This is a genomic window from Saccharopolyspora sp. NPDC045839, from assembly GCF_056431645.1.
This window is the reverse complement of the sequence record NZ_JBWKKH010000025.1, coordinates 116,873-142,034: the sequence shown is the minus strand read 5'-3', so window position 1 is coordinate 142,034 and position 25,162 is coordinate 116,873. Positions and strand designations below refer to the sequence as shown.

General features: G+C 70.7%; 24 protein-coding genes. 10 read left to right on the top strand and 14 right to left on the bottom strand.

What is annotated here, in order from left to right; genetic code table 11:
• Positions 1-137 precede the first annotated feature (137 nt).
• The gene (locus AC07EQ_RS29760) at positions 138-749 is read right to left on the bottom strand and encodes a TetR/AcrR family transcriptional regulator (RefSeq protein ID WP_478391178.1); all 612 of its coding nucleotides are present in this window, start codon (positions 747-749) and stop codon (positions 138-140) included.
• A gap of 246 nt (positions 750-995) precedes the next feature.
• Between AC07EQ_RS29760 and AC07EQ_RS29755 the strand changes: the two genes are divergently transcribed.
• The gene (locus tag AC07EQ_RS29755) at positions 996-2,405 is read left to right on the top strand and encodes a DHA2 family efflux MFS transporter permease subunit (protein WP_478391177.1); all 1,410 of its coding nucleotides are present in this window, start codon (positions 996-998) and stop codon (positions 2,403-2,405) included.
• Complete coding sequence (gene mca / locus AC07EQ_RS29750; RefSeq protein ID WP_478391176.1) at positions 2,402-3,280, top strand: mycothiol conjugate amidase Mca; 879 nt, start codon at positions 2,402-2,404, stop codon at positions 3,278-3,280. The genes AC07EQ_RS29755 and mca overlap by 4 nt, the downstream gene beginning before the upstream one ends.
• A gap of 352 nt (positions 3,281-3,632) precedes the next feature.
• Here the strand turns inward: mca and purB are convergent, their stop codons facing one another.
• The 4 genes from purB to AC07EQ_RS29730 form a co-directional block, all read right to left on the bottom strand.
• Positions 3,633-5,066 (bottom strand): adenylosuccinate lyase, encoded by a 1,434-nt coding sequence (gene purB, locus AC07EQ_RS29745; RefSeq protein WP_478391175.1) that lies wholly within the window; start codon positions 5,064-5,066, stop codon positions 3,633-3,635.
• Positions 5,067-5,254: 188 nt separating this feature from the next.
• Entirely contained in the window at positions 5,255-5,920 is a 666-nt protein-coding gene (locus AC07EQ_RS29740) for a hypothetical protein (protein WP_478391174.1), read from the bottom strand.
• Between the two features lie 88 nt (positions 5,921-6,008).
• A complete protein-coding gene (locus AC07EQ_RS29735; protein WP_478391173.1) occupies positions 6,009-6,848 on the bottom strand; it encodes a hypothetical protein in 840 nt (279 codons plus the stop codon).
• The gene (locus AC07EQ_RS29730) at positions 6,845-7,387 is read right to left on the bottom strand and encodes an RNA polymerase sigma factor (protein WP_478391172.1); all 543 of its coding nucleotides are present in this window, start codon (positions 7,385-7,387) and stop codon (positions 6,845-6,847) included. The genes AC07EQ_RS29735 and AC07EQ_RS29730 overlap by 4 nt, the downstream gene beginning before the upstream one ends.
• A gap of 343 nt (positions 7,388-7,730) precedes the next feature.
• Between AC07EQ_RS29730 and AC07EQ_RS29725 the strand changes: the two genes are divergently transcribed.
• The 3 genes from AC07EQ_RS29725 (at position 7,731) to AC07EQ_RS29715 (ending at position 11,375) form a co-directional block, all read left to right on the top strand.
• Entirely contained in the window at positions 7,731-7,997 is a 267-nt protein-coding gene (locus tag AC07EQ_RS29725; RefSeq protein ID WP_478391171.1) for a hypothetical protein, read from the top strand.
• Positions 7,998-8,064: 67 nt separating this feature from the next.
• Positions 8,065-9,630, top strand: coding sequence for an ABC transporter transmembrane domain-containing protein (locus tag AC07EQ_RS29720; RefSeq protein WP_478391170.1), 1,566 nt, complete (start codon positions 8,065-8,067; stop codon positions 9,628-9,630).
• Positions 9,627-11,375: an ABC transporter ATP-binding protein gene (locus AC07EQ_RS29715; RefSeq protein WP_478391169.1), complete on the top strand. Its 1,749-nt coding sequence runs from the start codon at positions 9,627-9,629 to the stop codon at positions 11,373-11,375. Before AC07EQ_RS29720 ends, AC07EQ_RS29715 begins: the two co-directional genes overlap by 4 nt.
• A gap of 170 nt (positions 11,376-11,545) precedes the next feature.
• Here AC07EQ_RS29715 and AC07EQ_RS29710 read toward each other — a convergent pair whose 3' ends face one another.
• From AC07EQ_RS29710 to AC07EQ_RS29695, 4 genes are all read right to left on the bottom strand, one after another.
• A complete protein-coding gene (locus AC07EQ_RS29710) occupies positions 11,546-12,130 on the bottom strand; it encodes a TetR/AcrR family transcriptional regulator (RefSeq protein WP_358580795.1) in 585 nt (194 codons plus the stop codon).
• Positions 12,131-12,231: 101 nt separating this feature from the next.
• Positions 12,232-12,555 (bottom strand): DMT family transporter, encoded by a 324-nt coding sequence (locus AC07EQ_RS29705; protein ID WP_478391168.1) that lies wholly within the window; start codon positions 12,553-12,555, stop codon positions 12,232-12,234.
• Positions 12,556-12,795: 240 nt separating this feature from the next.
• Positions 12,796-13,443, bottom strand: coding sequence for a hypothetical protein (locus AC07EQ_RS29700; protein WP_478391167.1), 648 nt, complete (start codon positions 13,441-13,443; stop codon positions 12,796-12,798).
• A 14-nt stretch (positions 13,444-13,457) separates the two neighbouring features.
• Entirely contained in the window at positions 13,458-13,973 is a 516-nt protein-coding gene (locus AC07EQ_RS29695; RefSeq protein ID WP_478391166.1) for a SigE family RNA polymerase sigma factor, read from the bottom strand.
• Positions 13,974-14,135: 162 nt separating this feature from the next.
• On the opposite strand from AC07EQ_RS29695, the gene AC07EQ_RS29690 reads away from it, so the two are divergent.
• Together AC07EQ_RS29690 and AC07EQ_RS29685 are read left to right on the top strand one after the other, a co-directional pair.
• Positions 14,136-15,158, top strand: coding sequence for a threonine aldolase family protein (locus AC07EQ_RS29690; RefSeq protein WP_478391165.1), 1,023 nt, complete (start codon positions 14,136-14,138; stop codon positions 15,156-15,158).
• 19 nt (positions 15,159-15,177) lie between these two features.
• A complete protein-coding gene (locus AC07EQ_RS29685) occupies positions 15,178-15,777 on the top strand; it encodes an HAD family hydrolase (protein WP_478391164.1) in 600 nt (199 codons plus the stop codon).
• Between the two features lie 57 nt (positions 15,778-15,834).
• Here the strand turns inward: AC07EQ_RS29685 and AC07EQ_RS29680 are convergent, their stop codons facing one another.
• From AC07EQ_RS29680 to purD, 4 genes are all read right to left on the bottom strand, one after another.
• Positions 15,835-15,999 (bottom strand): hypothetical protein, encoded by a 165-nt coding sequence (locus AC07EQ_RS29680; protein WP_358580785.1) that lies wholly within the window; start codon positions 15,997-15,999, stop codon positions 15,835-15,837.
• Positions 16,000-16,231: 232 nt separating this feature from the next.
• A complete protein-coding gene (locus AC07EQ_RS29675; RefSeq protein ID WP_478391163.1) occupies positions 16,232-17,404 on the bottom strand; it encodes a pyridoxal phosphate-dependent aminotransferase in 1,173 nt (390 codons plus the stop codon).
• A 194-nt stretch (positions 17,405-17,598) separates the two neighbouring features.
• Entirely contained in the window at positions 17,599-18,156 is a 558-nt protein-coding gene (locus AC07EQ_RS29670) for a hypothetical protein (RefSeq protein WP_478391162.1), read from the bottom strand.
• A gap of 171 nt (positions 18,157-18,327) precedes the next feature.
• Complete coding sequence (purD, locus tag AC07EQ_RS29665) at positions 18,328-19,590, bottom strand: phosphoribosylamine--glycine ligase (protein WP_478391161.1); 1,263 nt, start codon at positions 19,588-19,590, stop codon at positions 18,328-18,330.
• Between the two features lie 222 nt (positions 19,591-19,812).
• On the opposite strand from purD, the gene AC07EQ_RS29660 reads away from it, so the two are divergent.
• Together AC07EQ_RS29660 and AC07EQ_RS29655 are read left to right on the top strand one after the other, a co-directional pair.
• Complete coding sequence (locus AC07EQ_RS29660) at positions 19,813-20,922, top strand: glycerophosphodiester phosphodiesterase (protein WP_478391160.1); 1,110 nt, start codon at positions 19,813-19,815, stop codon at positions 20,920-20,922.
• Between the two features lie 166 nt (positions 20,923-21,088).
• Entirely contained in the window at positions 21,089-22,702 is a 1,614-nt protein-coding gene (locus AC07EQ_RS29655) for a Na+/H+ antiporter (protein ID WP_478391159.1), read from the top strand.
• Between the two features lie 326 nt (positions 22,703-23,028).
• Here the strand turns inward: AC07EQ_RS29655 and AC07EQ_RS29650 are convergent, their stop codons facing one another.
• A complete protein-coding gene (locus tag AC07EQ_RS29650) occupies positions 23,029-24,315 on the bottom strand; it encodes an adenylosuccinate synthase (RefSeq protein ID WP_478391158.1) in 1,287 nt (428 codons plus the stop codon).
• A 103-nt stretch (positions 24,316-24,418) separates the two neighbouring features.
• Here AC07EQ_RS29650 and AC07EQ_RS29645 point away from each other — a divergent pair, with 103 nt between their 5' ends.
• Complete coding sequence (locus tag AC07EQ_RS29645; RefSeq protein ID WP_478391157.1) at positions 24,419-25,120, top strand: hypothetical protein; 702 nt, start codon at positions 24,419-24,421, stop codon at positions 25,118-25,120.
• Positions 25,121-25,162: the final 42 nt, after the last annotated feature.

The window sequence follows — 25,162 nt, the reverse complement described above, 5'->3', positions numbered from 1 at the left end:
GATGCCTGAAACGCTACCTCGCCCGCAAGATCTACCGCACCATCACCACAGACCTCGCCCTCACCACCACTTGACAAACAATAGGAGCATCGAAAACGGCGCAAGTCCTCGGACGGCCGCCTGACGGTCCGAAGTGCTCATGACCGTCGTTCGAAGGCTCGTTGGAGGCCGTCGAAGGCTTGCTCGGCGAGGGGTTCGATCGCCGCCGCGATCTCCTCGTGGTCCGCACCGTCGAGCGTTCTCCGGAAGTTCTCCTCCAGCAGCACGCGGTACGCCGTCGTGGCCTGTGCCGCCAGCAGCTTCGCGGTGAACTCGGCGAGTTCCGGCGTCAGCGCGTCGGCCAGCGCCCGTTCCCGCTGTTCGTGGATCTCCCGCAGCCGGGCCTGCAGCGTCGGGCTTCCGCTGATCACGCGGACGAACTCCGCCCCGGAGAAGCCGATCAGCGCGTCGCGCCGGGCCAGCGCCTCGAAGTAGGCGCGGCGCAGCGCCGCCGGCGCCGACTCGCCCGGCTCGCGCTCCAAGACCGCCTGCGCCGGCCCGGCGACCAGTTCCTCGTGCATGTCGAGGAGCAGGTCCTCCTTGCGCGGGAAGTGGTTGGTGACGGTCATCTTCGCCACCCCGGCCGCCGTCGCCACCTGCGCGATCGTCACGTTCTCGAAGCCGTGCTCGATGAACAGCCGCGTCGCGACGTGCGAGATCTCCTGCCTCGTCTGCCGCTTGCGCCGTTCCCGCAGTCCCTCCGTGCTCATGACTGGTCCGCCTCTCCGCGATCCACAGTGGTGGTTGCGTTCAGCCCAATCTCCCGTTGCGTGATTTCTCGTGGCTGGTTTGCGTCACGGTCCCCTGGGGCGCGGTTGAGGAGGACTGAGGTTGACACAGGGCTACTCATGCCGCCCAACCTAGCTACTGACTTAGGTCACACCCAAATAATGTGTTTGACCTAATTATTGGGTTCGACCTAAATTGCTTCCGTTGCTCGGATGCGAGGAGGTGCGATGACGGTTGCGAAGGCCGCCCCGGCGGCGCGATCGGATGACGAGATTCCAGCCCAGCTGTGGCGGATGGCCGGAGTCCTGCTGCTCGGCGCGGTGCTGGGCGGGCTGGACGCCACGATCGTCAACGTCGGCATCGACGCGATCGCCGGCGAGCTGCGCAGCCCGCTGAGCACGATCCAGTGGGTGTCGACCGGATACCTGCTGGCCGTGTCGCTGGTGATGCCGATCTCCGGCTGGGCGTCCGAGCGGTTCGGAGCCAAGCGGATGTGGCTGGTCTCGGTCGCCCTGTTCGTCGGCGGGTCCGCGCTCTGCGGCATCGCCTGGTCGGCCCCGGCGCTGGTCGCGTTCCGCGTCCTGCAGGGCATCGGCGGCGGGATGATGCAGCCGATCGGCCAGTCGATGGTCGCCCAGGCCGCCGGGTCCAAGATCGGCCGCGTGATGGGCGTGACGTCGATACCGGTGATGCTCGCGCCGGTGGTCGGCCCAATCCTCGGCGGCGCGATCGTGCAGAGCCTGGACTGGCGCTGGATGTTCCTGATCAACCTGCCGATCGGGCTCATCGCGCTGTGGCTCGCGGTGCGGGTGCTGCCGTCCGAGCCGGGCACCGCGAGCGGCAACCGGCTGGACGCCGTCGGCCTGCTGCTGCTCTCGCCCGGGCTGGCCGCCGTGGTGTACGGGTTCACCGCGGCCGGGGCTTCCGGCGGCTTCGGTTCAATGTGGACGGTGGCTTCGCTGGCAGCGGGCGCGGCTTTGCTGATCGGCTACGGCGTGCACGCGCTGCGGGGCCGGGGCACGCCGCTGATCGACCTGCGCCTGTTCGCGCGCCGGGGATTTGCCGCCGCCACCGGCAATTCGTTCCTGCTCGGCGCCTCGCTCTACAGCTCGATGCTGCTGATTCCGCTTTACTACCAACAGGTCCAGCACGCCGGCCCGCTCGCCGCCGGGCTGCTGCTCGCGCCGCAAGCGCTGGGCACCGCGATCACCACGTTCGCGGCCGGGCGGCTCTCCGACCGGATCGGATCGCGACCGCTGCTGCTCACCGGCATTCTCGTGGCCCTGGTCGGAACGGTCTCGTTCACCCAGCTCGCCGCCCAGCCGCCGGGCTGGTTGCTGACCGCTTCCCTGCTGCTGCGCGGGATCGGCATGGGCATGACGATGGCGCCCGGCATGGCCGCGGTCTACCGCAGCGTGCAGCGGCACGAGGTTCCCCGCGCGGCCAGCGCGTTGAACGTGCTCAACCGGATCGGCGGATCGCTGGGCACCGCACTGCTGGTGGTGGTGTTGCAGGGCTCGTCGGCGCCGGAACCGGCGGCCGCGTTCGGCGACACCTTCTGGTGGGCGTTCGGCATCACCGCGTTGAGCCTGATCCCCGCATTCCTGCTGCCCACCGCGAAGAAGGAGCCGAAATGACCTTGCACCTGATGAGCGTGCACGCCCACCCCGACGACGAATCCAGCAAGGGCGCCGCCACCCTGGCCCGCTACGCGGCCGCCGGAGCGGAAGTGCTGGTCGTGACCTGCACCGGCGGGGAGCGCGGCGACGTGCTCAACAAGCGGCTGGACCGCCCCGAGGTGCGGGCGGACCTGGCCGGGATCCGCAAGCGGGAGATGGCCGCCGCCGCGGAAATCCTCGGCGTGCGGCAGCGGTTCCTCGGGTTCGTCGACTCCGGGCTGCCCGCCGACGGCGAGCCGCTGCCGGACGACTGCTTCGCCGTCCAGCCGCTCGACGTCGCGGCCCGGCCGCTGGTCGCCGCGATCCGCGAGTTCCGGCCGCACGTGGTCATCACCTACGACGAGACCGGCGGCTACCCGCATCCCGATCACATCAGGACCCACGAGGTGACCGCCGCCGCCTTCGAGGCGGCCGCCGACCCGGCGCGCTACCCCGGCGACGGGCGGCCGTGGCAGCCGCTGAAGCTGTACTACCAGGCCGCGCTGTCCCGGGCGTGGTTCGAGGCACTGGACGAGGCGATGACGGCACGCGGCCTGGAGTCGCTGTTCGCGCCGGTGCTCGCCGACTGGCCGGACACCGAACCGAACCTTGCCGTCACCACCCGGATCCGGTGCGCGGAACACTTCGGGACCCGGGACCGGGCGGCGCTCGCGCACGCCACGCAGATGGACCCGGACCACCCGTTCTTCGCGCACCCGCGCGAAGTCGAGCGGGAGGTGTGGCCGACCGAGGACTACCACTTGGCCCGCACCCTGGTCGACACGACGTTCCCGGAAGACGACCTGTTCGCCGGGATCACGGTCCAGGCCAGGCCAGGGCCGCAATTTCAATGAGGTTTTTCCAACCTCGTTGTGCGTGGCGGTGCGGGTAGCGGAACCTCAGAGGCTCCCTGGACTGTGGATGCCCTGACTGATGTATGCCCAATACAAGGCGTCAGGGCCGTCCTCGCCAGGAAACCTCTGAGAACCCGCGGCGGTGCACGTGTCGTAGGTGGGCTATGCGCCTACGGCGCATGCGACACTCCGCCGACGTGCGGCTTTGCGGCCCGCGGCTGCGGGCCGACCAGGATGAACCGCAATTTCAATGGAAATTGGACCTCTGATTTCCATTGAAATTGCGGTGGGTGGACCCGGCGAAGGGTTCTTCAGCCGGATTCACCTGCCGTCGGAGTGGATTCCGTTGCCGTCAGAGGATGTCGGCGGGGGTGTAGGCCGCCGCCTCAGGGTGGCGGGTCGTGATCTTCTCGATCTGGTCGACGATGGCCCCGACCTGGGCCGCCGCCGCTCCCGTGAAGGCGAGGCGGTCCGCCAGGAGGGCGTCCAGCTCCGCCCGGTCCAGCGGGAGGCGATCGTCGGCCGCCAGGCGGTCCAGGAGGTCGTTGCGCTCCGCGCCCTGCTCCCGCATCGCCAGCGCGACCGCCACCGCGTTCTCCTTGATCGCCTCGTGCGCGGTCTCCCGGCCGACACCGGACCGCACCGCCGCCATCAGGACCTTCGTGGTGGCCAGGAACGGCAGGTAGCGGTCGAGCTCGCGGGCGACCACGGCGGGGAACGCGCCGAACTCGTCGAGCACCGTCAGGAACGTCTCCAGCAGGCCGTCGAAGGCGAAGAACGCGTCCGGCAGCGCCACCCGGCGCACCACGGAGCAGGACACGTCGCCCTCGTTCCACTGGTCGCCGGCCAGCTCGCCGACCATCGACACGAAGCCGCGCAGCACCACCGCGAGGCCGTTGACCCGCTCGCAGGACCGGGTGTTCATCTTGTGCGGCATCGCGCTGGAGCCGACCTGGCCCGGCTTGAAGCCCTCGGTCACCAGCTCGTGCCCGGCCATCAGCCGGATCGTGGTCGCCACGTTGGACGGCGCGGCGGCGAGCTGGGCCAGCGCGGTGAGCACCTCGAAGTCCAGCGAGCGCGGGTAGACCTGGCCGACGCTGGTCAGCGTGCTGCCGAAGCCGAGGTGGCCGGCCACCCGGCGCTCCAGCTCGGTGAGCTTCGCCGGGTCGCCGCCGAGCAGGTCGAGCATGTCCTGCGCGGTGCCGACCGGGCCCTTGATGCCGCGCAGCGGGTAGCGCGCGAGCAGCTCCTCCAGCCGGTGGAAGCCGACGAGCAGCTCGTCGGCGGCGGTGGCGAAGCGCTTGCCGAGCGTGGTCGCCTGGGCGGCGACGTTGTGCGAGCGACCGGCCATGACCAGCTCGCCGTACTCGCCGGCGAGCTTGCCCAGCCTCGCCAGGACGGCGACCGTGCGGTCGCGGACCAGCTCCAGGCTGAGCCGGACCTGCAGCTGCTCGACGTTCTCGGTGAGATCCCGGGAGGTCATGCCCTTGTGGATCTGCTCGTGGCCGGCGAGGGCGTTGAACTCCTCGATGCGGGCCTTGACGTCGTGGCGGGTGACGCGCTCGCGGGCGGCGATGGAGTCCAGGTCGACCTGCTCCAGCACCCGCTCGTAGTCGGCGACCGCGTTCTCGGGGACCTCGATGCCGAGGTCGGCCTGGGCGCGCAGCACCGCGAGCCACAGCTTGCGCTCCAAGATGATCTTCTGCTGCGGGGACCACAGCTCGACCAGCCCGGGCGAGGCGTAGCGGGCGGCGAGGACGTTCGGAATGCTGGGCTTGACCGTCACGAACAGCCAGGATACCGGCGACCCGCCTCCGTTCGGCCCACCCGGTCGGCGCGCGGGCCCCGCGAGCCGAGGCGGAGGGCCGAGCCGGCCGAGGACGATGCCTCGCTTCGGGCGATTTCGCGCGAAATCGACGTTCCCCACGCCTGCCGGGTGGCGATTTCGCGCGAAATCGCCACCCCGTCCCTCCGTCAGTGCAGGGCGAGCTCGGGGTTGGCGGCGAGCACGTCGAGCTGCTCGTAGGGCACCGCGACCTCCGGGCGCGTCGTCGGGTCCTGCTGGTCGTCGATGATCGGGTCGTAGTTGTAGCTGCTGACCATCGTCACGCTGCCGTCGAGCATGTAGTGGTCCGCCGACGCGACCACGTGGCCGTCGCTCTCGTAGCGCAGGTGCACCAGTACCGAACCGTCTTCGAGCAGCCGGCCTTCGCAGAAGGTCACCGGCGTTCCGCCCGGGTTCTCGCACGACTCCTTGGGCGACTTCTGCACCACGCCCGGCGCGTTGTACTGCATGGTGACCCCGGTGCGGCCGATGGAGTCGCGGAAGACCGTCGTGCCGTGCAGGAACTGCGTGTCGCTGAGCTGCTGGGGCTTCGGCGTCACCGGGTCCACGGCGTGCGGGACGGCCGCCGGGAACGCCGCCTCCATCCGCTGCTGCAGGGCGGTGGCGTGCTTGTCCATCTCCTCCGGCGGGTAGTTCGGCGGGGTCGTCCCGGCCGGGGGCCACTGGATGTCCGGCACATCCGCGGCGCCTTCGGCGGTCGCCGACAGCGGCAGCGCCAGCAGCGAGGTGGCGGCCAGGGTGACGGCGGCGGCCACCCGGCCGAGCCGGGAACCGCGGTGGGTCGTGGTGCGCATTCCTGCATTTCCCTTCATTTTTCGGACAGTGCTCACCTGCTCGACCATTTCGGCCGGGCGGTGATTCGGATTGGAAAGCGGTCGGGCGTCAGCCCTTCAGCGTGAATTGGGGGTCGGTCGCGATCCGGTCGAGCCGGTCCATCTGCGCCTGCCGGTACGCGTCCAGGCCGGAGGCCTCCTGACCGGCTTTGTGCCAGGCTTTGGCCGAGACGACGGAGCCGTCGACCCGGAAGTGCACGACTGTGTGCGTCTTCGGCCCGTAGTTGCCCGCAGAGGCGAGGCTGGTCACGCTCTCGACGACGATGGATCCGTCATCCAGCGTTCGCTGGGTGCAGCTCAGCATCGCCTCGGTCGCTCCGGGGCCGGCTCCGCACCCGTGCGAGGGCGGGACCGTCACCGTGCCCGGCCCATGCACGGTCACCGCGAGCTGCATCGGCAGTTCGACCGATTTCCCCGACGACACGAGCACGTACTTGAAGCGAGCCTGCAAGAAGGCAACCGCCGGGGTCTTGGTGACGAAACCACCCGGCGTGAGTCTGTGCGGGTGGCTGGTGGTGATGTCGAAGGCCCCGATGTCGACCTTGGGGATCGCTTCGGCCAGGTGACCGCGCATCCGCTCGGCCTCGACACCCAGCTGCGATTCGGACAGCCGCATCGGCGCAATGCCCTTCGGCGGCCACTCGATCGGCTTGACCGCACTGACCTGCGGTGCCGCCGGGACGATCGGCGTCGGGCCGGTCATCATGCCCGGCACGGTGGCCGCGCCGGCCAAGACGACGAGGGTCGCCGCCACGGCGCCGATCGTGGCGCGCCGCCTGCGCTGCCGGCGCTTGCCCTCGGCGACCAGGTCGTCCGGCGAGAAGCCCAGCGGTGGCTCGTCGTCGACGGCGGCCCGCATTCCCTCGCGCAGCAGTTCTTCCTGCATCACTCGCTCCTCCTCGCGGCCGTCGAGGCCAGGTCGGGATCGGATGTGGCGATGGCCGCGCGCAGGTTCTCCAGTCCACGCGACGCCTGGCTCTTGACCGTGCCTTCGGAGCACCCGAGGGCCGCGGCGACTTCGGCGATGGACAGGTCCTCCCAATAGCGCAGGACGAGCACCGCCCGCTGCTTCGGCGGGACCTCGGACAACGCGCGCAGCAACAATTCCCGGCTCCACGAGCGCAGTCCCGCCTCGGCTGGATCGGCCGTGTCGTCGCCGGTTTCCGGCAGCGAGCCGTCCCGCCGCTCCGCGCGCCGCCACGGCCGGCGGCTCTCGTCGAGCCACGCCCGGAACAGCACCTTCCGCGCATATGCATCCACTGTGGACATATCGACCCGCTGCCACGCCCGGTAGAGCTTGAGGAGCGTGTTCTGGGTGAGGTCCTCGGCGAGGTGCCAGTCCCCGCACAGCAGGTACGCCGAGCGGCGCAGCCACAGCGCACGCGCCGCGGCGAACTCGCGGAACTCCTGTTCCCGTTCGGCCCGCATGGAATCGATCCCCTTTCGCGCTACCGCCGTTGTCTACGGAGCCGGCCCGCGCGGGGTTGCACGAACGCGCAACCTGATTTCGATCCCCCAGAGGATCACCACGACCGCATCCTGGCCGCCGCCACCAGATCGGTCCAGCACCGCACGTGCGGCCGCTCCGCGCCGATGCACGTGCACTCGCATTCCGGCTGGTAATCCCGTGGCGCGGCACGGGATTCGCGATCGATACCGGATCGGTGCATTAATTCGGCCCTAAATGACCCGGCCTCGCTGGACGGCGGCAAATCTCGACCATATCGTTGATGCACCACCGGGTTGATGCGAACAAAGGGACTCCGAACGGATGGCCATCGACGTGTACCGCGATGAGCGGCAGGACGTGTTCTGGATCGTCGGCATGGGCCTCACCCTGAGACACGCCACCACGTTTCGCCCCGGCGCGGTGTACGCGGGGCAGTCGATACCGGCCCTGTGCGGCGCCGCGCTGAAGGTTCCGCAGCCCACGCCGAGCGGGCGCGAACCGAACTCGAAACCGGTCACCGACAAATGCCAGGAATGCTCGCGGGAAGCCGCCGAGGGCGATTTCGCGGAAACGACCTGGGACTTCTGACCACCCCGCGGGTCAGCAGAAAATCGGTCGACCGGGACACACCGCGCGAACTACCGTCTATGTCACCATGGCTTCGCGCGGTTCGAGTGCACCCCGGTTCCTGTGGTCCCTGCTGGCACAACGGCCGGGACTGCTGACGCTTGCGACCATTTCCGGCGCGTTGTGGATGCTGCCGACGGCGCTGATGCCGCTGGTCGTCGGCCGGGCGATCGACGAGGGGATCCGCGACGGCGTCGGCGGCGCGCTGCTGGGCTGGGTGCTGGTCGTGGTGGCGCTCGGCCTCACGCTGATGGTCACCGCCGGCACGCTGAACTGGTCCTCGCACACGCTCTGGCTGCACGGCGCGACGGGATCCCAGCGGATCGTGCTGGGCCACGTGATCGGGCTCGGCGGCACGCTGACCCGCAAGGTCCGGGCGGGCGAGGTGGTCACGGTCGGCGCGACGGACATCTACCGCATCGGCGGGGTGTTCGAGGTGATCGGGCGGGCCACCGGATCGCTGGTCTCCTTCCTGGTCGCCGCCGCCGCGGTGCTGTGGATCTCGCCGGTGATGGGCGTCATCGTGCTGATCGGCGTGCCGCTGGCGACCGTGGGCATCGGCCCGCTGCTGGCCCCGCTGCGCCGCCGCGAGGAAGCGCAGCGGGAGGAGCTCTCGCAGGTCAGCGCGCAGGCCGCGGACATCGTGTCCGGGCTGCGGATCCTGCGCGGCGTCGGCGGCGAGTCCCGCTTCCACGCGCGGTTCGTCGACGCCTCCCAGCGGGTCCGGGTCGCCGGGGTGGCCGCCGGGCGGATCGAGGCGCTGCTGTCCGCAGCGGAGGTCCTGCTGCCCGGCCTGGTCACGGTGCTGGTCACCTGGATCGGCGCGCGGCTGGCGCTGAACGGCGACATCAGCGTCGGCGAGCTCGTCGCGTTCTACGGCGTGTCGGCGTACCTGGTCATCCCCGTCCGCACCGCCACCGAGGCCGCCTACGCGTTCGCGTCCGCGCAGGTCGCGGCCGGCCGGATGGGCTCGCTGCTGGAGCTGGAGCCCGAGCCCGCGCCGCCGGAGCACCCGAAGCCGCTGCCACCAGGTCCGCTGGATCTGTTCGACGAGGCGAGCGGCCTGCGCATCCCGGCGGGCGAGCTGACCGTGATCGACGCCGGCGAACACGCGGAGGCCCTCGCGGAACGCCTCGCCGGGGCGGCGATCGCCGGCGGCGTGCCGCTGCGCGATGTCGAGCCGGACGAGGTGCGCCGCCGAATCGTGTTGGCGCACAACCAGGACCAGCTGTTCTCCGGACCGGCCCGCACCGAGATCGACCTGGAGTCCGATGTGGACGTCGAAAGCGCGTTGCACGCGTCCGATGCGCACGACGTGATGTCGGCCCTGCCCGCCGACGGGCTGCTCGACGAGCGCGCCCGCTCGCTCTCCGGTGGCCAGCGGCAGCGCCTGCTGCTCGCCCGCGCGCTGTGCTCGGACGCGGACGTGCTGATCCTGGACGAGCCGACCTCGGCGGTCGACGCGCACACCGAGGCGAGGATCGCCGAGCGGGTCGGCGAGTTGCGCCGCGGACGAACCACCGTGGTGCTGAGTCAAAGTCCGTTGTGGATGGCCGTGGCGGATCAGGTGCGGCACGCGGGAGCCGACGCATGAGCACGAAACTGCCGCTGGCGGGCGGAACCGAGGTGCGCCGCTGGATGTGGCGCACGCTCTCGGTGCACCGCCGCCACTTCGGCGCGATGATGCTGCTGTTCGGCCTGACGACGCTGGTCGGGCTGATCGGGCCGCAGATCCTCGGTTCCCTCGTCGACTCGGTGGTCACCGGCACCACCACCGGATACGTCGACCTGCTCGCCGCGGTGTTCCTCGTGGTGCTGGTGGTGCAGGCGCTGCTGGCTCGTTCGGCCCGGCTGCGCGCGACGGTGCTCGGCGAGCACCTGCTGGCGGAATCGCGCGAGAGCATGGTCGTCCACGCGCTGCGGCTGCCGCTGGGCACCGTCGAGGCGGCCGGCACCGGCGACCTGCTCAGCCGCGCGACCACGGACGTCGACCGGCTCGACTACACGATCCGCAACGCCGCGCCCGAGATCGCCACGGCGGTGATCACCATCGTGCTGACCGGCACGGCGATGATCGTCACCTCGCCGCTGCTCGCCTGCGGGATGCTGATCGCGGTGCCGCTGATGGTCTTCAGCACCCGCTGGTACTTCCCGCGTTCGCTGCCGAACATCGAGCAGGTCGCGGCGAACTGGTCGGAAGTCCAGTCGAGCACGCACGAATCCGTCGAGGGCGCGCGGGCCATCGCGGCCCTGCGGCTGGGTGCGCGCCGCCGGGCTCGCAACGAGCAGGTGCTCGGCCGGGCCGCCGCGTCGGAGAAGCGGCACCGGTACCTGCTCACCGTGTGGCTGCCGTTCCTGGAACTGTCGTACGTGCTGCCGATCGGCGCGATCCTGCTCATCGGCGGCTGGGCGTACCAGGCGGAGCTCGTCGAGCTCGGCACCATCATCACCGTCGTGCTCTACGCGCAGGCGATGTCGAACCCGTTCGACGAGCTGTTCATGTGGCTCGAAGAGCTGCAGACCGGGCACACGGCGCTGCAACGCATCCTCGGCGTCCGCGAGATCCCGGTGGCCGACGACGACGCGTCCCGCCCCGGGGCGGAGCCGGGTCGCGACCTGGTGATCCGCGACGTGCGCTTCTCCTACCGGGAGGACCGGGAGATCCTGCACGGCGTCGACCTGACCGTCCCGGCCGGTCAGCGGCTGGTGATCGTCGGCCCGTCCGGCGCGGGCAAGTCGACGCTCGGCAGGCTGATCGCCGGCATCAGCCGGCCGGACTCCGGATCGGTCGCCTTCGGCAGCACCGAGATCACCGACCTGCCCGCCGCGCGGCTGCGCCGCGAGGTGGTGCTGCTGACCCAGGAGCACCACGTCTTCGCGTGCTCGCTGCGGGAGAACCTCGCGCTGGCCGACGGCGACCCGAACGACGACCAGCTGACCGACGCGCTCAAGGCGGTCGGGCTGCACGACTGGGTGTCGGCGCTGCCGGACGGGCTGGACACCGTCCTCGGCGCGGGCGGGCATCCGGTTCCGGCGGCCCGCGCGCAGCAGCTCGCGCTGGCCCGGGTGCTGCTGGCCGACCCGCACACGGTGGTCCTCGACGAGGCGACATCGCTGCTGGACAACGTCACGTCGCGGGAGCTCGAACGGGCGCTTTCGACGCTGCTGGCGGGGCGCACGGTGATCGCGATCGCGCACCGGCTGCACACCGCGCGCAACGCCGACCAGGTGGCCGTGATGTCCGACGGGCGCATCGTCGAGCTGGGCAGCCACGAGGAGCTGCTCGCCGCCGACGGCTCGTACGCGCGGCTGTACCGGGTGGCTCAAAGAAGGGTTTGAAAGCGGTTTCCGCAGCGGTGCTGGTAGCGGTGCGAACTGAGTCCCACACCGCAAAGCGGCTACCGCCGGCCATAGAGGCGGGGATCCCACAGCGAGAAGACGCCTGAGGTTCCGCTACCTGCACCGCCACGCAGGATGAGCTTGGAAACAGGCTCTATAGGAAGTGCATCTCAGCCGAGCTGAGAGCGCAGCATCCGCCGCGCCGCGCCGCGGGGATCCGGGTCGCTTTCGATCAGCGCGTTCACCACCGCGCCGTCCACCAGCGCGATCAGTTCGAGCAGCCGTTCGCGGCCGACCTCCATGCCGCTGCGGGCGAAGATCTCCGCGAGCAGGTCGTGCAGTTCGGCGCTGAGCTCGCGCATCAGCGGCGCCAGGTAGGGGCGGCGCGGCGAGCCGACCAGCCGCTCGTAGCGCAGCAGCACCGGCTCCGCGCCGCCGTCGCGCGATCCGGTGCCCAGCAGGAGGTCCAGCAGCAGCTCGATCACCGCGTCGGTGCCGCGCGGGCGCTCGGCGAGCTCGTCGAGCCGCGCCCGGCCGGTGGCGAGCTCCTGCCTCGACTCGTACTCGACGGCGGCGCTGACCAGGTCGTCCAGCGACGAGAAGTAGTAGGTGGTGGAGGCCAGCGGCAAGCCGGCGCGCTCGGCGACCGCACGATGCCGCACGGCTTCGAAGCCGCCCTCGGCCAGCAGCTGCGCGGCAGCCACGACCAAGGCCTGCCGCCGCCGCTCGCCCTTCGGAGTACTGGCCGCTGTCATATCTGCCGATCCTATTCGTCAGCGAGCACGGCGTGGTCACGCGGAACGGTCGTGAGCGGCAATGGCCGCCCGGGCGACCACCACCACTCACGACCGTGGGGTCAGTGGCCGGCGCCCGCGAGGTTCAGGCCGATCACGCCGGCGACGATCAACACGATCGAGACCAGTTTCAGCGCGGAGACGCCGTCGCCCAGCCAGACCATGCCGATGATCGCCGTCAGCGCGGCACCGATGCCGGTCCACACCGCGTACGCGGGGCCCGCGGGCAGCGTCCGCATCGCGTACGCCAGGCCCGCGAAGCTGATGGCGGCCAGCACGAAGAACGACACCGTCGGGATCAGCCGGCTGAAGCCGTGCGAGAGCTTGAGCGAGATCGCCCAACCCGCCTCGAAAATTCCCGAAACCATCAGAATGACCCAGGCCATCATTGCTGGTCGCCCTTCCCTCGATCCGGCAGCCGGGCCGCTCACCCGCTGTCTGGTACTAACGTACCAATAATCTGGTACAGGCGTACCGTTCTGGTGAGCGATGCCACCACATACCGGACACGAGGAACGTGACGAGGGTATTTCCGCAGTTCAGAGCCCGTGTGCGGTTTGTGCTGCCATAGCGACACAAAACGCGCACGGGCGCCGATCAGGCCGAACGATCGCGCTGCCGAACGATCAGAACTGGTCGGCCAGGCCGCCCGCGATCGACGCGATCCGCACGCCGTACGGCGCCGCCGGGGAGCCGGCGTCCGGATCGCTGAGCACGACGACCAGCTTGCCGCTGCGCGCCTTGCGCACCGACTGCTCGGTGCCGTCCGGGCGCCGCACGTCGCCGGGCGTCGCCTGCTCCGGCGACACCGCGCCCACCGGGCTCACGATCACCGTGACGCTGCCCGACGAAGACCCGTCGCGCAGCACGAACGAAGCCGCCTTCGCGCCGGACGGGCACGGGTCCGGGGCGACCGGCGCCATCCCGGCGGCCTCCGGCAGCTGCTTGGTCACCGCCGCCGCGAGCTGTGCGTCCGGTCCGCACCGGCCCGAGCGGTCACCCAGGACGCCCGGCCCGTCGACGTGCGGGGAGATCGACGCGGTCTCCGGCCGGCTCGCGACGTTGCTGCTCGACGACGAGCCGAACATGCCGGTCCCCAGGCCGACGCCGCCCACCAGCACGGCGGCCGCAACCACCGTGCCGCCCAACGCCGCCATCCGGCGGCGCGCCGTGATCCGCCGCGATGCCTGCGCCACGTCGCTCTCGTCGAACGACGCCGGAGGCACGGACCGCACCGAATCGCGGAACAGCTCCTCGAGCTTGCGTTCGTCCACCTACCCGCACCCCCTCACGCCGACCGCAGGTCGCCGAGCTCATCACCCAGCGCTTCCCGCAACGCCGCCAGCCCCCGGGCTGACTGGCTCTTCACGTTGCCTTCGCTGCACTTCATGACTGCCGCCACCCCCGCGACGTCCAACCCCTCCAGGAATCGGAGCACCAACACCGCTCGCTGCTTCGGCGGCACCTTCTGCAGGCCCGCGAGCAGGGTCTGCTTGGTCGCCACCGAGTCGTCCACGTCCGGCGAGTCCACCGGCCGGTCCGGCAGCACCTCCGCGGCGCGCTCCCGCCGCCACGGCCGCCGGGACTCGTCGATCACCGCGCGGGTCAGGGTGCGCCGCACGTACGCGTCCAGTGCGCCCTTGTCGCGGACTTTGCGCCAGTGCCGGTGCAACGCGATGAACGCGGTCTGGGCGAGATCGTCCGCGCGGTGCCAATCGCCGCACATCATGTACGCCATTCGACGCACCGCCTCCCGCCGAGCCGCGAAGTACTCCGCGAACTCCTGCTCTTCGCGCTGGTCCACGCGGAACTCTCCGCTCGTTGTGCCTGCACCTGTACGGACGGAATCGCCGGCCGCGGCCGTTGCACGGCCCCGGCGATCCACCTGTGATTGATACCGCAGCCGCCGCAGCGATGTCAGCAGGGTTGCTGCCCGAACCCGGTGCCGGTGTGGTGTGATCTGTTCGTGACCAACACGGCGCCGATCGACCTCCGTTCCGACACGGTCACGCGTCCCGACGAGCAGATGTCCGCGGCCATGGCCGTGGCCGAAGTCGGCGACGACGTGCTCGACCACGACCCGACGATGCGTGCGCTGGAAGAACGCGCCGCGCAGCTGCTCGGCACCGCCGCCGCCCTGTGGGTGCCCAGCGGCACGATGGGCAACCTGATCGCCCTGATGCTGCACCTGAAACGCGGGGACCGGTTCCTCGCACCGCGCGGCGCCCACGTGCTGAACCACGAGCTCGGCTCCGCGGCCTGGCTGGCCGGCGGCATGCCGGAGCCGCTGGACTGGAGCGCCGGACCGGGACGCCCGACGGCCGAGGCGGTGCGGGCCCAGCTGGGCGGCGCAGCGGCCTACGACATGCTGCACACCACGCTGTTGTGCCTGGAGAACACGCACAACGGCGCGGGCGGCTCGGTCGTCCCGCCGGACGAGCACGTCATGCTCGCGGCGGCCGCGCGCGAAGGCGGACTGAAGGTCCACCTCGACGGCGCCCGGCTCTGGAACGCCTCGGTCGCGCTCGGCGTCCCGCCGGCCGCGCTGACCGTCGGCGTCGACACCGTGCAGGCCTGCCTGAGCAAGGGGCTCGGCGCGCCGGTCGGCTCCGTCGTCGCGGGCAGCGAGGAATTCATCGGCGAGGCCCGCCGGGTGCGCAAGATGCTCGGCGGCGGCGTCCGGCAGGGCGGCGTGCTCGCCGCGGCCGGGCTCGTCGCGCTGGACCGGCTCGACGCGCTCGCCGAGGACCACGACAACGCCCGCGCGCTCGCCGATGGGCTCACCGAGCTCGGCTGGGACGTCACCCCACCGCAGACCAACATCGTTCTCGCGGCGGTTCCGGACGTGCAGCTGACCCTGCGACGCTTGCAGGCGATCGGGGTGCTGGCGGTGCCGATGAGCGGGCAGGTCCGGTTCGTGACGCACCGCGACGTGTCCAAGACCGACATCGAGGAAGCGCTCCGCAGGATCGGCGGAGCCCGGCTGTAGGACTCCCGTTGGAGGGCTCGTGGTGCGTTGGATCGTGTTCGACTACGGCGAGGTGATCAGCCGGCGCACGGCTGCGCTGCCCGGCATCGCGGCGCTGCTCGGGGTCGAGCCGCCGGAGTTCGAGCGGGCCTACTTCGCCGAACGCATCGCCTACGACCGGGGTCTGTCCGATGTGGAGTACTGGCGGGCGGTCGCGGCGCGGCTGGGCAAGGACGTCGACACGGAGCTGTCCGCGCGGCTGACCCGCGCCGACGCCGGCGGCTGGCTGGAGACCGCGCCGGAAACCCTGCAGCTGCTGGAAGACCTGCACCGGCAGGACGTCACGATGGCGGTGCTGTCCAACGCGCCGTCGTCGTTCGGGCGCGCGGCGGAGCAGGAGAGCTGGGCGAGGCTGTTCAAGCACCTGATCTTCTCGGGTGACCTGCGCCTGGCGAAGCCGGACGCGGCGATCTACCGGGTGCTGCTCGAAACGCTCGACGCGCCGGCCGCGGAGTGCCTGTTCTTCGACGACCGGCAGGAGAACGTCGACGGCGCCCGCGAAGCGGGCCTCCACGCGGAGCACTGGCAGGGCGCGGACGCGGCCCGCGCAACCCTCCGGGCCCACGGCATCCTGCCCTGAACGCGAGAAGGGCGCCTTCGTCCAGACCGAAGGCGCCCTCTCTCCGCACAGAGTGGTTCAGGATTTGATCTGCTTGCGGTCCCGGGCCCAGCCGATCGCGGCGGTGGCGACGAACAGCACGCCGCCGATGACGGCGAGCCAGAACAGCCCCTTGATGACGAAGCCCGCCACCGAGATCACCAGCCACAGCAGCAGCAGTCCGCCGATCACTTTCCACAACATCGCACGCACCTCAGCTCGACCGCGCCGTTCCCCGTCCTGCCTCCAGCCTGCCAGATCATCGGCCCGAATCGGACCGCCGAAGCCGATACCAGGGAAAACTCAGGGGTTCCCGGAGGCCACCGGGCCCTCCGCCCGGTAACGACGCCGCAATTTCCATTGAAATCGGACCTTCAATTTCAATGGAAATTGCGGTCCTCCGGACCGGAGTGGCCAGAGCCGGGACCGGGGGTGGTCAGCGGGGGAGCCAGCGGGCCAGGCGGTCCAGGGCTTCGGCGATGTCCTCGGTGCTGCCCGCGAAGGACAGCCGCACGAAGCGGTTGCCGAGCACCGGGTCGAAGTCGACGCCCGGCACCACCGCCACCCCGGTCTCGTCCAGCAGCCGCCGGCAGAACCCCGTCGCGTCGTCGGTGAGATGCCCGATGTCCGCCCAGGCGTAGAACGCGCCGTCGGCCGGGGCGACCCGGGTGATGCCGAGCTCGCCGAGGCCGCTCAGCAGCAGCTCGCGGTTCGTGCGGTAGCGCTCGACGTGCGCGTCGACCTCGGCGTAGGCGTCCGGGGAGAACGCCGCGACCGCGCCGTGCTGGGACAGCGCGGGCGGGCAGAGCGTGAAGTTCCCGGTCAGCGAGTCGACCGCGCGGCGCAGCCGCGGCGGCACCAGCATCCAGCCCAGCCGCCAGCCGGTCATCGACCAGAACTTGGAGAACGAGTTCACCACGATCGCCTCGCGGGAGAACTCCCAGGCCGAGTGCAGCGGATCCCCGTAGCTGAGGCCGTGGTAGATCTCGTCGCTGATCAGCTGCACGCCGTTGGCCCCGCACCACCGCGCCAGCCCGGCCAGCTCGTCGCGGGAGAGCACCGTGCCGGTCGGGTTGGCCGGACTCGCCACGACCAGCCCCTGCACCGGCTCGTCGAGCGCGTCCAGCATCTCCACGGTCGGCTGGAATCGGGTCGTCTCGTCGCACGGCAGCTCGACGACCTCGCAGCCCAGCGCCGCCAATATGTTCCGGTAGGCCGGGTAGCCGGGGCGGGCCAGCGCGACGCGGTCCCCGGCGTCGAAGGCGCCGAGGAACGCGAGCAGGAAGGCACCGGAAGCGCCGGTGGTCACCACGACGTCGTCGGCCTGCACCGCGAGCCCGTAGGCGCGGTCGTAGTGCCCGGCGATCGATTCGCGCAGCTCGGGCAGGCCGAGCTGCTCGGTGTAGCCGAGCGCGTGGTGGTGCAGGGCCTGCGCGGCGGCGTCGCGCACGGCCTTCGGCGCGGGCGTGGCGGGCTGGCCGGCGGCCAGCGAGACCACGTCGCCCTTCGTCCGCTGCCGCGCGGCGGCCGCCGACAGGACCTCCATGACCTGGAACGGCTCAACGGCCGCCCGCTCGGCGACCCGAAGTGCAGTGGCGCTGTCGAACATGCCAACAGCCTGCCAGGCGCCTGGTCGATGCAGAACACCTGGCCACCACTCGCCAGCACGTCTCAGACGCCGCGCTCCTGCAGGTACGGGGCCGTGAGTCTTTTGGGCTGCCAGAGCAGCCCAAAAGACTCACGGCGATCGAGCATGCGCTCAGCGTGGCAGGCCGGCGTCCGGCGTAGACCTGGTAGCCCTGGTCAGCGTGGCTGGTGCGGATCAACGCACTCCGCCTGGACGAGTTCATAACGATCATGGGACAGCACGATCAGGCTCTTCGGCCCCGGTTCCTCCGGCCCCCTGGGGTCTGCGATGACGCCTTCCAACTCTGCCGGAATTGCCTCCGGGCTACCGTCGTAGAACGACACGATCTGGTCGTTGTCGACGTCCAACGGCGCTTGCGCAACAGTTCCCTGGCTGTAGAACCGATAGCGCAGCGAAAGCCTGGTGCATTCGGATTCGATTTGCTGCGCGTTGGTGAACTTCGACGCCATCGGCACATCCGGAATCGCATACTCGGTCACCGTGACGTCGGAGAATCCGTCCGCACCCGTACCCGGCACCGGCGGCCAAGAGCAGGAACCGAACTTCTTCTCGGCGACACCAGGCGCGATCTCTCGATCGCGGACGTACGGCGCGGCGTACTTGTGCTGGCATTTCTGCACATGCTCGGCTGGGCTGCTCGGTTCCGCCAACTGAGCGACCGCCACCACCGCACTGATGGCCGCGACCAGCAAACCGGCCAGCCCGATCACCACGTTGGAACGGTCACGTTTCGGCTTTTCAGCTCGGGCGGCACGATTCCATCCGGCGACCTTGGGCCGACGTCGTACCCCCCGGTTCTCTTGCACGACCAGAAGTTTCGCAATGCAGCGAACTTAGCGGGACCGCCAACCGGGCTCGAGCCAATAGCCCTGTCGGCTAACGGCTTACGCGCCGGGGATGGCGATCTCGCCCTCGACCGCGCGGAGCGCGATGTCGGTGCGGTAGTGCGAGCCGGGCAGGTGCACGCCGGCGACCCGGCGGTACGCCGCCTCGCGGGCCGACGCCAGGTCCTCACCGGTGGCCACGACCGACAGCACGCGGCCGCCGGCGGACAGCACCGCGCCGTCCTCGCGGCGCCGGGTGCCGGAGTGCAGGATGCCCAGCGCGTCGCCGCCCTGGATCACGTCGTCGACGCGCGGCCGCCCGGGGTAGCCCTCGGCGGCGATCACGACGGTCACCGCGGCGCCGGGCTCCCACTCCAGCGGCGGCTGCTCGGCGAGCTCACCGCGCGCGACGGCGTTGAACAACGACGCCAGCGGGGTGTGCAGCAGCGACAGCACTGCCTGGGTCTCGGGGTCACCGAAGCGGCAGTTGAACTCGATCACCTGCGGGCCGCTGGAGGTCAGCGCCAGCCCCGCGTACAGCAGTCCGGAGAACGGCGTGCCGCGGCTCGCCAGCTCGTCGACCGTGGGCTGCACGATGGTGCGCACCACGTTCTCCACCAGGTCGTCCGGCGCCCACGGCAGCGGCGTGTAGGCGCCCATGCCGCCGGTGTTCGGGCCCGCGTCGCCGTCGCCGACGCGCTTGAAGTCCTGCGCGGGCAGCAGCGGAACCACCGTCGTGCCGTCGACCAGGCAGAACAGCGAGGCCTCGGGGCCGTCCAGGAACGACTCCAGCAGCACCGGGTGCCCGCCGTCGAGCAGCTTGAGCGCGTGCACGCGCGCCGCGTCGAAGTCGCCGGTCACCAGCACGCCCTTGCCGGCGGCCAGGCCGTCGTCCTTGACCACCCAGGTGGGACCGAAGTGGGCCAGCGCGGCGTCCAGCTTCGCCGGGTTGTCGACCACTTCGCTGCTTGCGGTCGGCACCCCGGCCGCGAGCATGACGTCCTTGGCGAACGCCTTCGAACCTTCGATGCGGGCGGCCGCCTTCGACGGGCCGAAGCAGGCGATGCCCGCCGCCCGGACGGCGTCGGACGCGCCCGCGACCAGCGGCGTCTCGGGGCCGAACACGACGAGGTCGGCCTTCCACCTGGTGGCCAGCTCGGCCACTTCGGCCGGCTTCGCGACGTCGACGCCGTAGGTCTCGGCGAGCGCAGCGGTGCCGGCGTTGCCCGGCGCGCAGGCCAGCGCGGTCACGGACGGGTCGCGGGACAGCGCCAGCACGATCGCGTGTTCCCGGCCACCGCCACCGATCACGAGGATTCGCACAAGCCGTGAGCGTAGAGCGTGCGGCACGCCACGTCGGCGGTGCCCCCGCCCTTCTTGGCGCGAATGCCTCGCCGGGGGTAGCTCATCCGGTCGATCCCGGTAGTTCACCCGGCCGTTGTCGCGGGGTCGCCCGGTCTTGCGCGAATGGTCGATTGCGGCGGTCAGTGTTCTGCCCGAATGTGCAGCGTTGATCGACGTGCTGCGCGAGACACAGGAGGGCACATGACCATCCGGGTACGCCTGACGGCGCTGTCCGTAGCGGGCGCAGCGGCGCTTGGGCTGATCACCGCGCCCGCCATCGCCGCACCGAGCCGGCCGCAGGACACCGACCAGGTGGCGATCTTCGGGCACCGCGGCGCCTCCGGGTACCGGCCGGAGCACACGCTGGCCTCCTACGAGCTGGCCGCCCGGATGGGCGCCGACTACATCGAGCCCGACCTCGTGTCCACAAAGGACGGCGTGCTGGTCGCGCGGCACGAGAACGAGATCGGCGGCACCACCGACGTCGCCGAGCACCCCGAGTTCGCCGGCCGCAAGACCACCAAGGTCATCGACGGCAGCTCGATCACCGGCTGGTTCACCGAGGACTTCACCCTCGCGGAGCTCAAGACGCTGCGCGCCAAGGAGCGCATCCCGGACGTCCGGCCGAACAACACGATCTACGACGGCCGCTACGAGGTGCCGACGTTCCAGGAGGTCCTGGACCTGCGCGCCCGGCTGTCCCGGGAGCTCCGCCGCGACATCGGCGTCGCCCCGGAGACCAAGCACCCCAGCTACTTCGCCAAGCTCGGCCTGGCGCTGGAGCCCGGCGTCGTCGAGGCGCTGACCCGCAACGGCCTGAACCGGCCGAACGCCAAGGTCGCCGTGCAGTCCTTCGAGGTGGCCAACCTCAAGGAGCTCGACCGGTCGCTGCGGGTGCGGCTCGTGCAGCTGATCAGCAACTCCGGCGCACCGCAGGACTTCGTCGAGGCCGGCGACCCGCGCACCTACGCCGACCTGGTCACGCCGGCGGGCCTGCGGGAGATCGCGACCTACGCCGACGTGATCGGCCCGGACACCAAGGTGATCCTGCCGGTGAACGCCGACGGCTTCCTCACCGCGCCGACCACCGTCGTCGCCGACGCCCACGCGGCCGGCCTCGAGGTGGTGCCCTACACGGTCCGGGCGGAGAACAAGTTCCTGCCCGCGGACTTCCGCTCCTCGGCCGACCTGGCCGCCTTCGGCGACGCCTTCGGCTTCTTCCGGGCGCTGTTCGAGCAGGACATCGACGGCATCTTCAGCGACCACCCGGACATCGCGGTCACCGCCCGCGACGACTTCGCCGGCCGCTGACGACCACTCCGAACGCCCTCGGGGGGACCGCAGTTTCAATTGAAACTGCGGTCCCCCTGGTTTCGGGGGCAGTTTCAATTGAAACTGCAGTCGGCACCGTCGTGAGCCGCCAGCCGCGCCGGACCATCCGGCCGCCTAGCCTGTCCATGATGGACGGAGGTGCCCGGTGGCCCAACTGCTGCTCGTGCTGATCGGCGCCCTGCTGGTCACCGCGGTCGCGCGCAGCCGCGAGATCGCCGCCCCGCTGCTGCTGGTCCTGGTCGGCCTGGTCGTTTCACTGATCCCCGGCACCGCGCAGCTGGAGATCGATCCGGAGCTGCTGCTGACCGTGGTGCTCCCGCCGCTGCTGTACGCCGCCGCGCTGGAGAGCTCCTACACGAACTTCCGGGCCCGGATCGCGCCGATCGTGCACCACGGCGTGCTGCAGGTCGTCGCCACGTCGTTCCTGGTCGGCTGGCTGGCCTTCACGCTGATCCCGGAACTGCCGCTGAAGTCGGCGATCGTGCTCGGCGCGGTCATCGCGCCGCCGGACGCGGTCACCGCCGCCGCGATCGGCCGCCAGCTGAAGCTGCCGCGCGGCATGATGACGGTCCTCGGCGGCGAAAGCCTGATCAACGACGCGGCGGCGCTGACCATCTACCGGATGGCGATCGCCGCGGTCGTCGGCACCACGCCGACCCTGGCGCAGGGCGTGCTGGTGTTCGTGCTGGCCGTGGTGGTCGGCGTCGGCCTCGGGCTGGTGTTCGGGATGCTCGCGCAGGTCGCCCGGACCCGCGTGCCGGACGTCCAGGTGGCGACCGTGCTGGGCGTGCTCGTGCCGTTCATCGCCTACCTCACCGCCGAGGAGCTGCAGGGGTCCGGCGTGCTCGCGGTGGTCACCGCCGGGCTGTACGTCGGCCACAACCAGCCGCGGGCGCGGGCCGCCGGACGCCTGCAGGAGCACACCGTCTGGGCGTCGATCAACCTGCTGCTGGAAAGCCTGGTGTTCGCCTTCATCGGTCTGCAGCTGCAGACCGTCATCACCACCATCGTCGCCTCCGGGCGCAACCTCGGCATGGTGCTCGCGTCCGCGCTGATCATCCTGGCCGCGACGATCGCGGTGCGGATCCTGTGGATGTTCGGCTCCAACTACCTGCCGGGCCTGGCACACCTGCTGGGGACCAGCACCAAGCGCGGCGTCCGGTGGCGGCGTACCACCGTGCTGTCGTGGGCCGGGATGCGCGGCGTTGTCACGCTCGCGGCGGCGGGCGCGATCCCGCACACCACCGGCACCGGCGAGCCGTTCCCGGCGCGCGAGCTGATCCAGTTCATCGCGTTCGTGATCGCGGTCGGCACCATCCTGCTGCAGGGCACCACGCTGCCGTGGCTGATCCGGAAGCTCGGCATCGCCGACCCGGAGGAGGCCGCGCGCGACGACCAGGCGGAGGCGGAGGCGCGGGTGACCGCGACCAACGCCGCCCTGCGCTACCTGGACGGGCTCACGCCCGAGGACCTGCACACCAGCCCGGAGCACTTCGACCGGATGATCGGCCGGATGAAGGCCCTGGTGGAGCACCAGGGGATGGCCGCGGCGGAGCAGGTCGGGCGCACGCCCGACGAACGGGCGGACACGGCGAGCAAGGCGTTCTCCGACCTGCGCCGCGACCTGATCGAGGTGCAGCGATCGGCGATGGCCGACGAGCGGGACGCGGGCAACGTCGACGACGAGGTGCTGCGCCGCGTCCTGCGCGAACTGGACCTCCAGGAAGCCGCCATCGACAGCTCCTGGCGCAACCGCTGACCTCGGGAGTCCGCAATTTCATTGAGGTTTTCCAACCTCGTTGTGCGTGGCGGTGCGGGTAGCGGAACCTCAGGGGCTCCCTGGACTGTGGATGCCCTGACTCATGTATGCCCAATACACGGCGTCAGGGCCGTCCTCGCCGGGAGAACCCCGGAGGGGTGGGCACGGTGAACCCGCGGCGGTGCCGGTGCCGTAGGTGGGCTATGCGCCTACGGCGCATGCGACACCCCATCGACGTGCGGCGTTGCGACCCGCGGCTCCGGCCCTCGAGTCCGCAATTTCAATGGAAATCAGACCTTCGATTTCCATTGAAATTGCGGTTCAACTCACGCCATCGTGTGGCGGACGATGGTCTGGTCCCGGCCGGGGCCGACGCCGACCGCCGAGATCCGCGCCCCCGCGAGCTCCTCGATCCGCTGGATGTAGGCCTGCGCGTTCGCCGGCAGGTCCTCGAAGCTGCGCGCCCCGCTGAGGTCCTCCCACCAGCCCGGCATCTCCTCGTACACCGGCACCGCGTGGTGCACGCCGGTCTGCGTCATCGGCATTTCCTCGACCCGCTCGCCGTCCACGTCGTAGGCGACGCAGATCGGGATCGTCTCCAGCCCGGACAGCACGTCCAGCTTGGTGAGGAAGTAGTCGGTGATCCCGTTGACCCGGGTCGCGTAGCGCGCGATCACCGCGTCGAACCAGCCGGTGCGCCGCGAGCGGCCGGTGGTCACGCCGAACTCGCCGCCCTGCTTGCGCAGGTTCTCGCCGGCCTCGTCGGTCAGCTCGGTCGGGAACGGGCCGGCGCCGACGCGGGTGGTGTAGGCCTTCAGGATGCCGATCACCGCGTTGATCTTCGTCGGGCCGATGCCGGAACCGGCGCAGGCGCCGCCCGCGGTCGGGTTCGACGAGGTGACGAACGGGTAGGTGCCGTGGTCGACGTCCAGCAGGGTGCCCTGCGAGCCCTCCAGCAGCACCGTCTCACCGCGGTCCAGCGCCTTGTTGATCAGCAGCTTGGTGTCGGCGATCCGGCTCGCGAACTGCTCGCCCTGGGACATCACGGTGTCCACGACCTCGTCGACGTCCAGGGCGCGGCGGTTGTAGACCTTGACCAGGATCTGGTTCTTGATGTCCAGCGCGGCCTCGACCTTCTGCCGCAGGATCTTCTCGTCCAGCAGGTCCTGCACCCGAACGCCCACCCGGGCGATCTTGTCCTGGTAGCAGGGCCCGATGCCGCGACCGGTGGTGCCGATCTGCTTCTTCCCCAGGTACCGCTCGGTGACCCGGTCGATGGCCACGTGGTACGGCATGATCAGGTGCGCGTCGGCGGAGACCAGCAGCCGCGAGGTGTCGACGCCGCGGCCCTCCAGCCCGGCCAGCTCCTCCAGCAGGACGCCCGGGTCGACGACGACGCCGTTGCCGATCACGTTGGTCACGCCGGGGGTGAGGATCCCCGACGGGATGAGGTGCAGGGCGAAGTCCTGCCCGTCCGGCAGCACCACGGTGTGACCCGCGTTGTTGCCGCCCTGGTAGCGGACGACCCACTGCGCCTGCTCGCCGAGCAGGTCGGTCGCCTTACCCTTGCCTTCGTCGCCCCACTGGGCGCCGATCAGCACGATCGCCGGCATGTGAAACTCCAACCTGGACTGGGTGGTCGCCAGCGTGACCGCACGCTTCGCCCGCTCCCACCACGGGGTATGCCGGTCGATCAGGGTAAACCAGGAGCGAAACGTGAGTACCACCGCATTGTCCTGCGGAAACGTCGAGCGCGCAGCGCGCCCGTCCGGTGACGGTGTGCAATGGTTCGACGTCCCGGCGGCACCGGCCCGCGCCGACCTGGACCCGCTGCTCTCCGACGCCCGGGAACGACTGGTGGTGCACGGCACCGACATCGACTTCGCGTCGGTGGTGCTGCGCCTGCTCCGCAAGAACCGCCTGGCCGACCTGGTCGTCGGCTACGTCCCGGTCGCCGACTCGCCTGCCGCCCGGCTGTGGGGGCTCCGCCCCGGCGACTTCGACCGCGCGCTGACCGCCGCGCCGCGACCGGCGGCGCTGATCCGGGACGACTCGGGTGGCGTGCTGCTCGGCGAGGGCTCGATCGAGCCGATCACCGGGCAGGTGTACTGCGACGACGAGCAGGTGCTCAACGGCGCCGCGACCAGCATCACGATCTCGCCGGACCCGCAGGCCACGCCGCTGCCGGAGCCGACCTCCGATCCGATGAACGCCATGCTCGACCCGGCCGCCGACGGCATCCTGGTCACCACCGTCCGCCGCGGCCTGCTGCGCAGCCGGCGCGCCGTCGCTCGGGGGCGCGCGGTGCAGGCGTCGTTCCGGTCGGCGACGGTGCACCACGACGGCATCGCCCACCCGCGCCCGATGGAGAAGTGGGTCTGGTACCGGCACACCGAGGACCTGCGCCTGGCCCGGTGACCGGCGGGGCGCGTCCCAATTTTGCCTAAAATTGGAAATTCC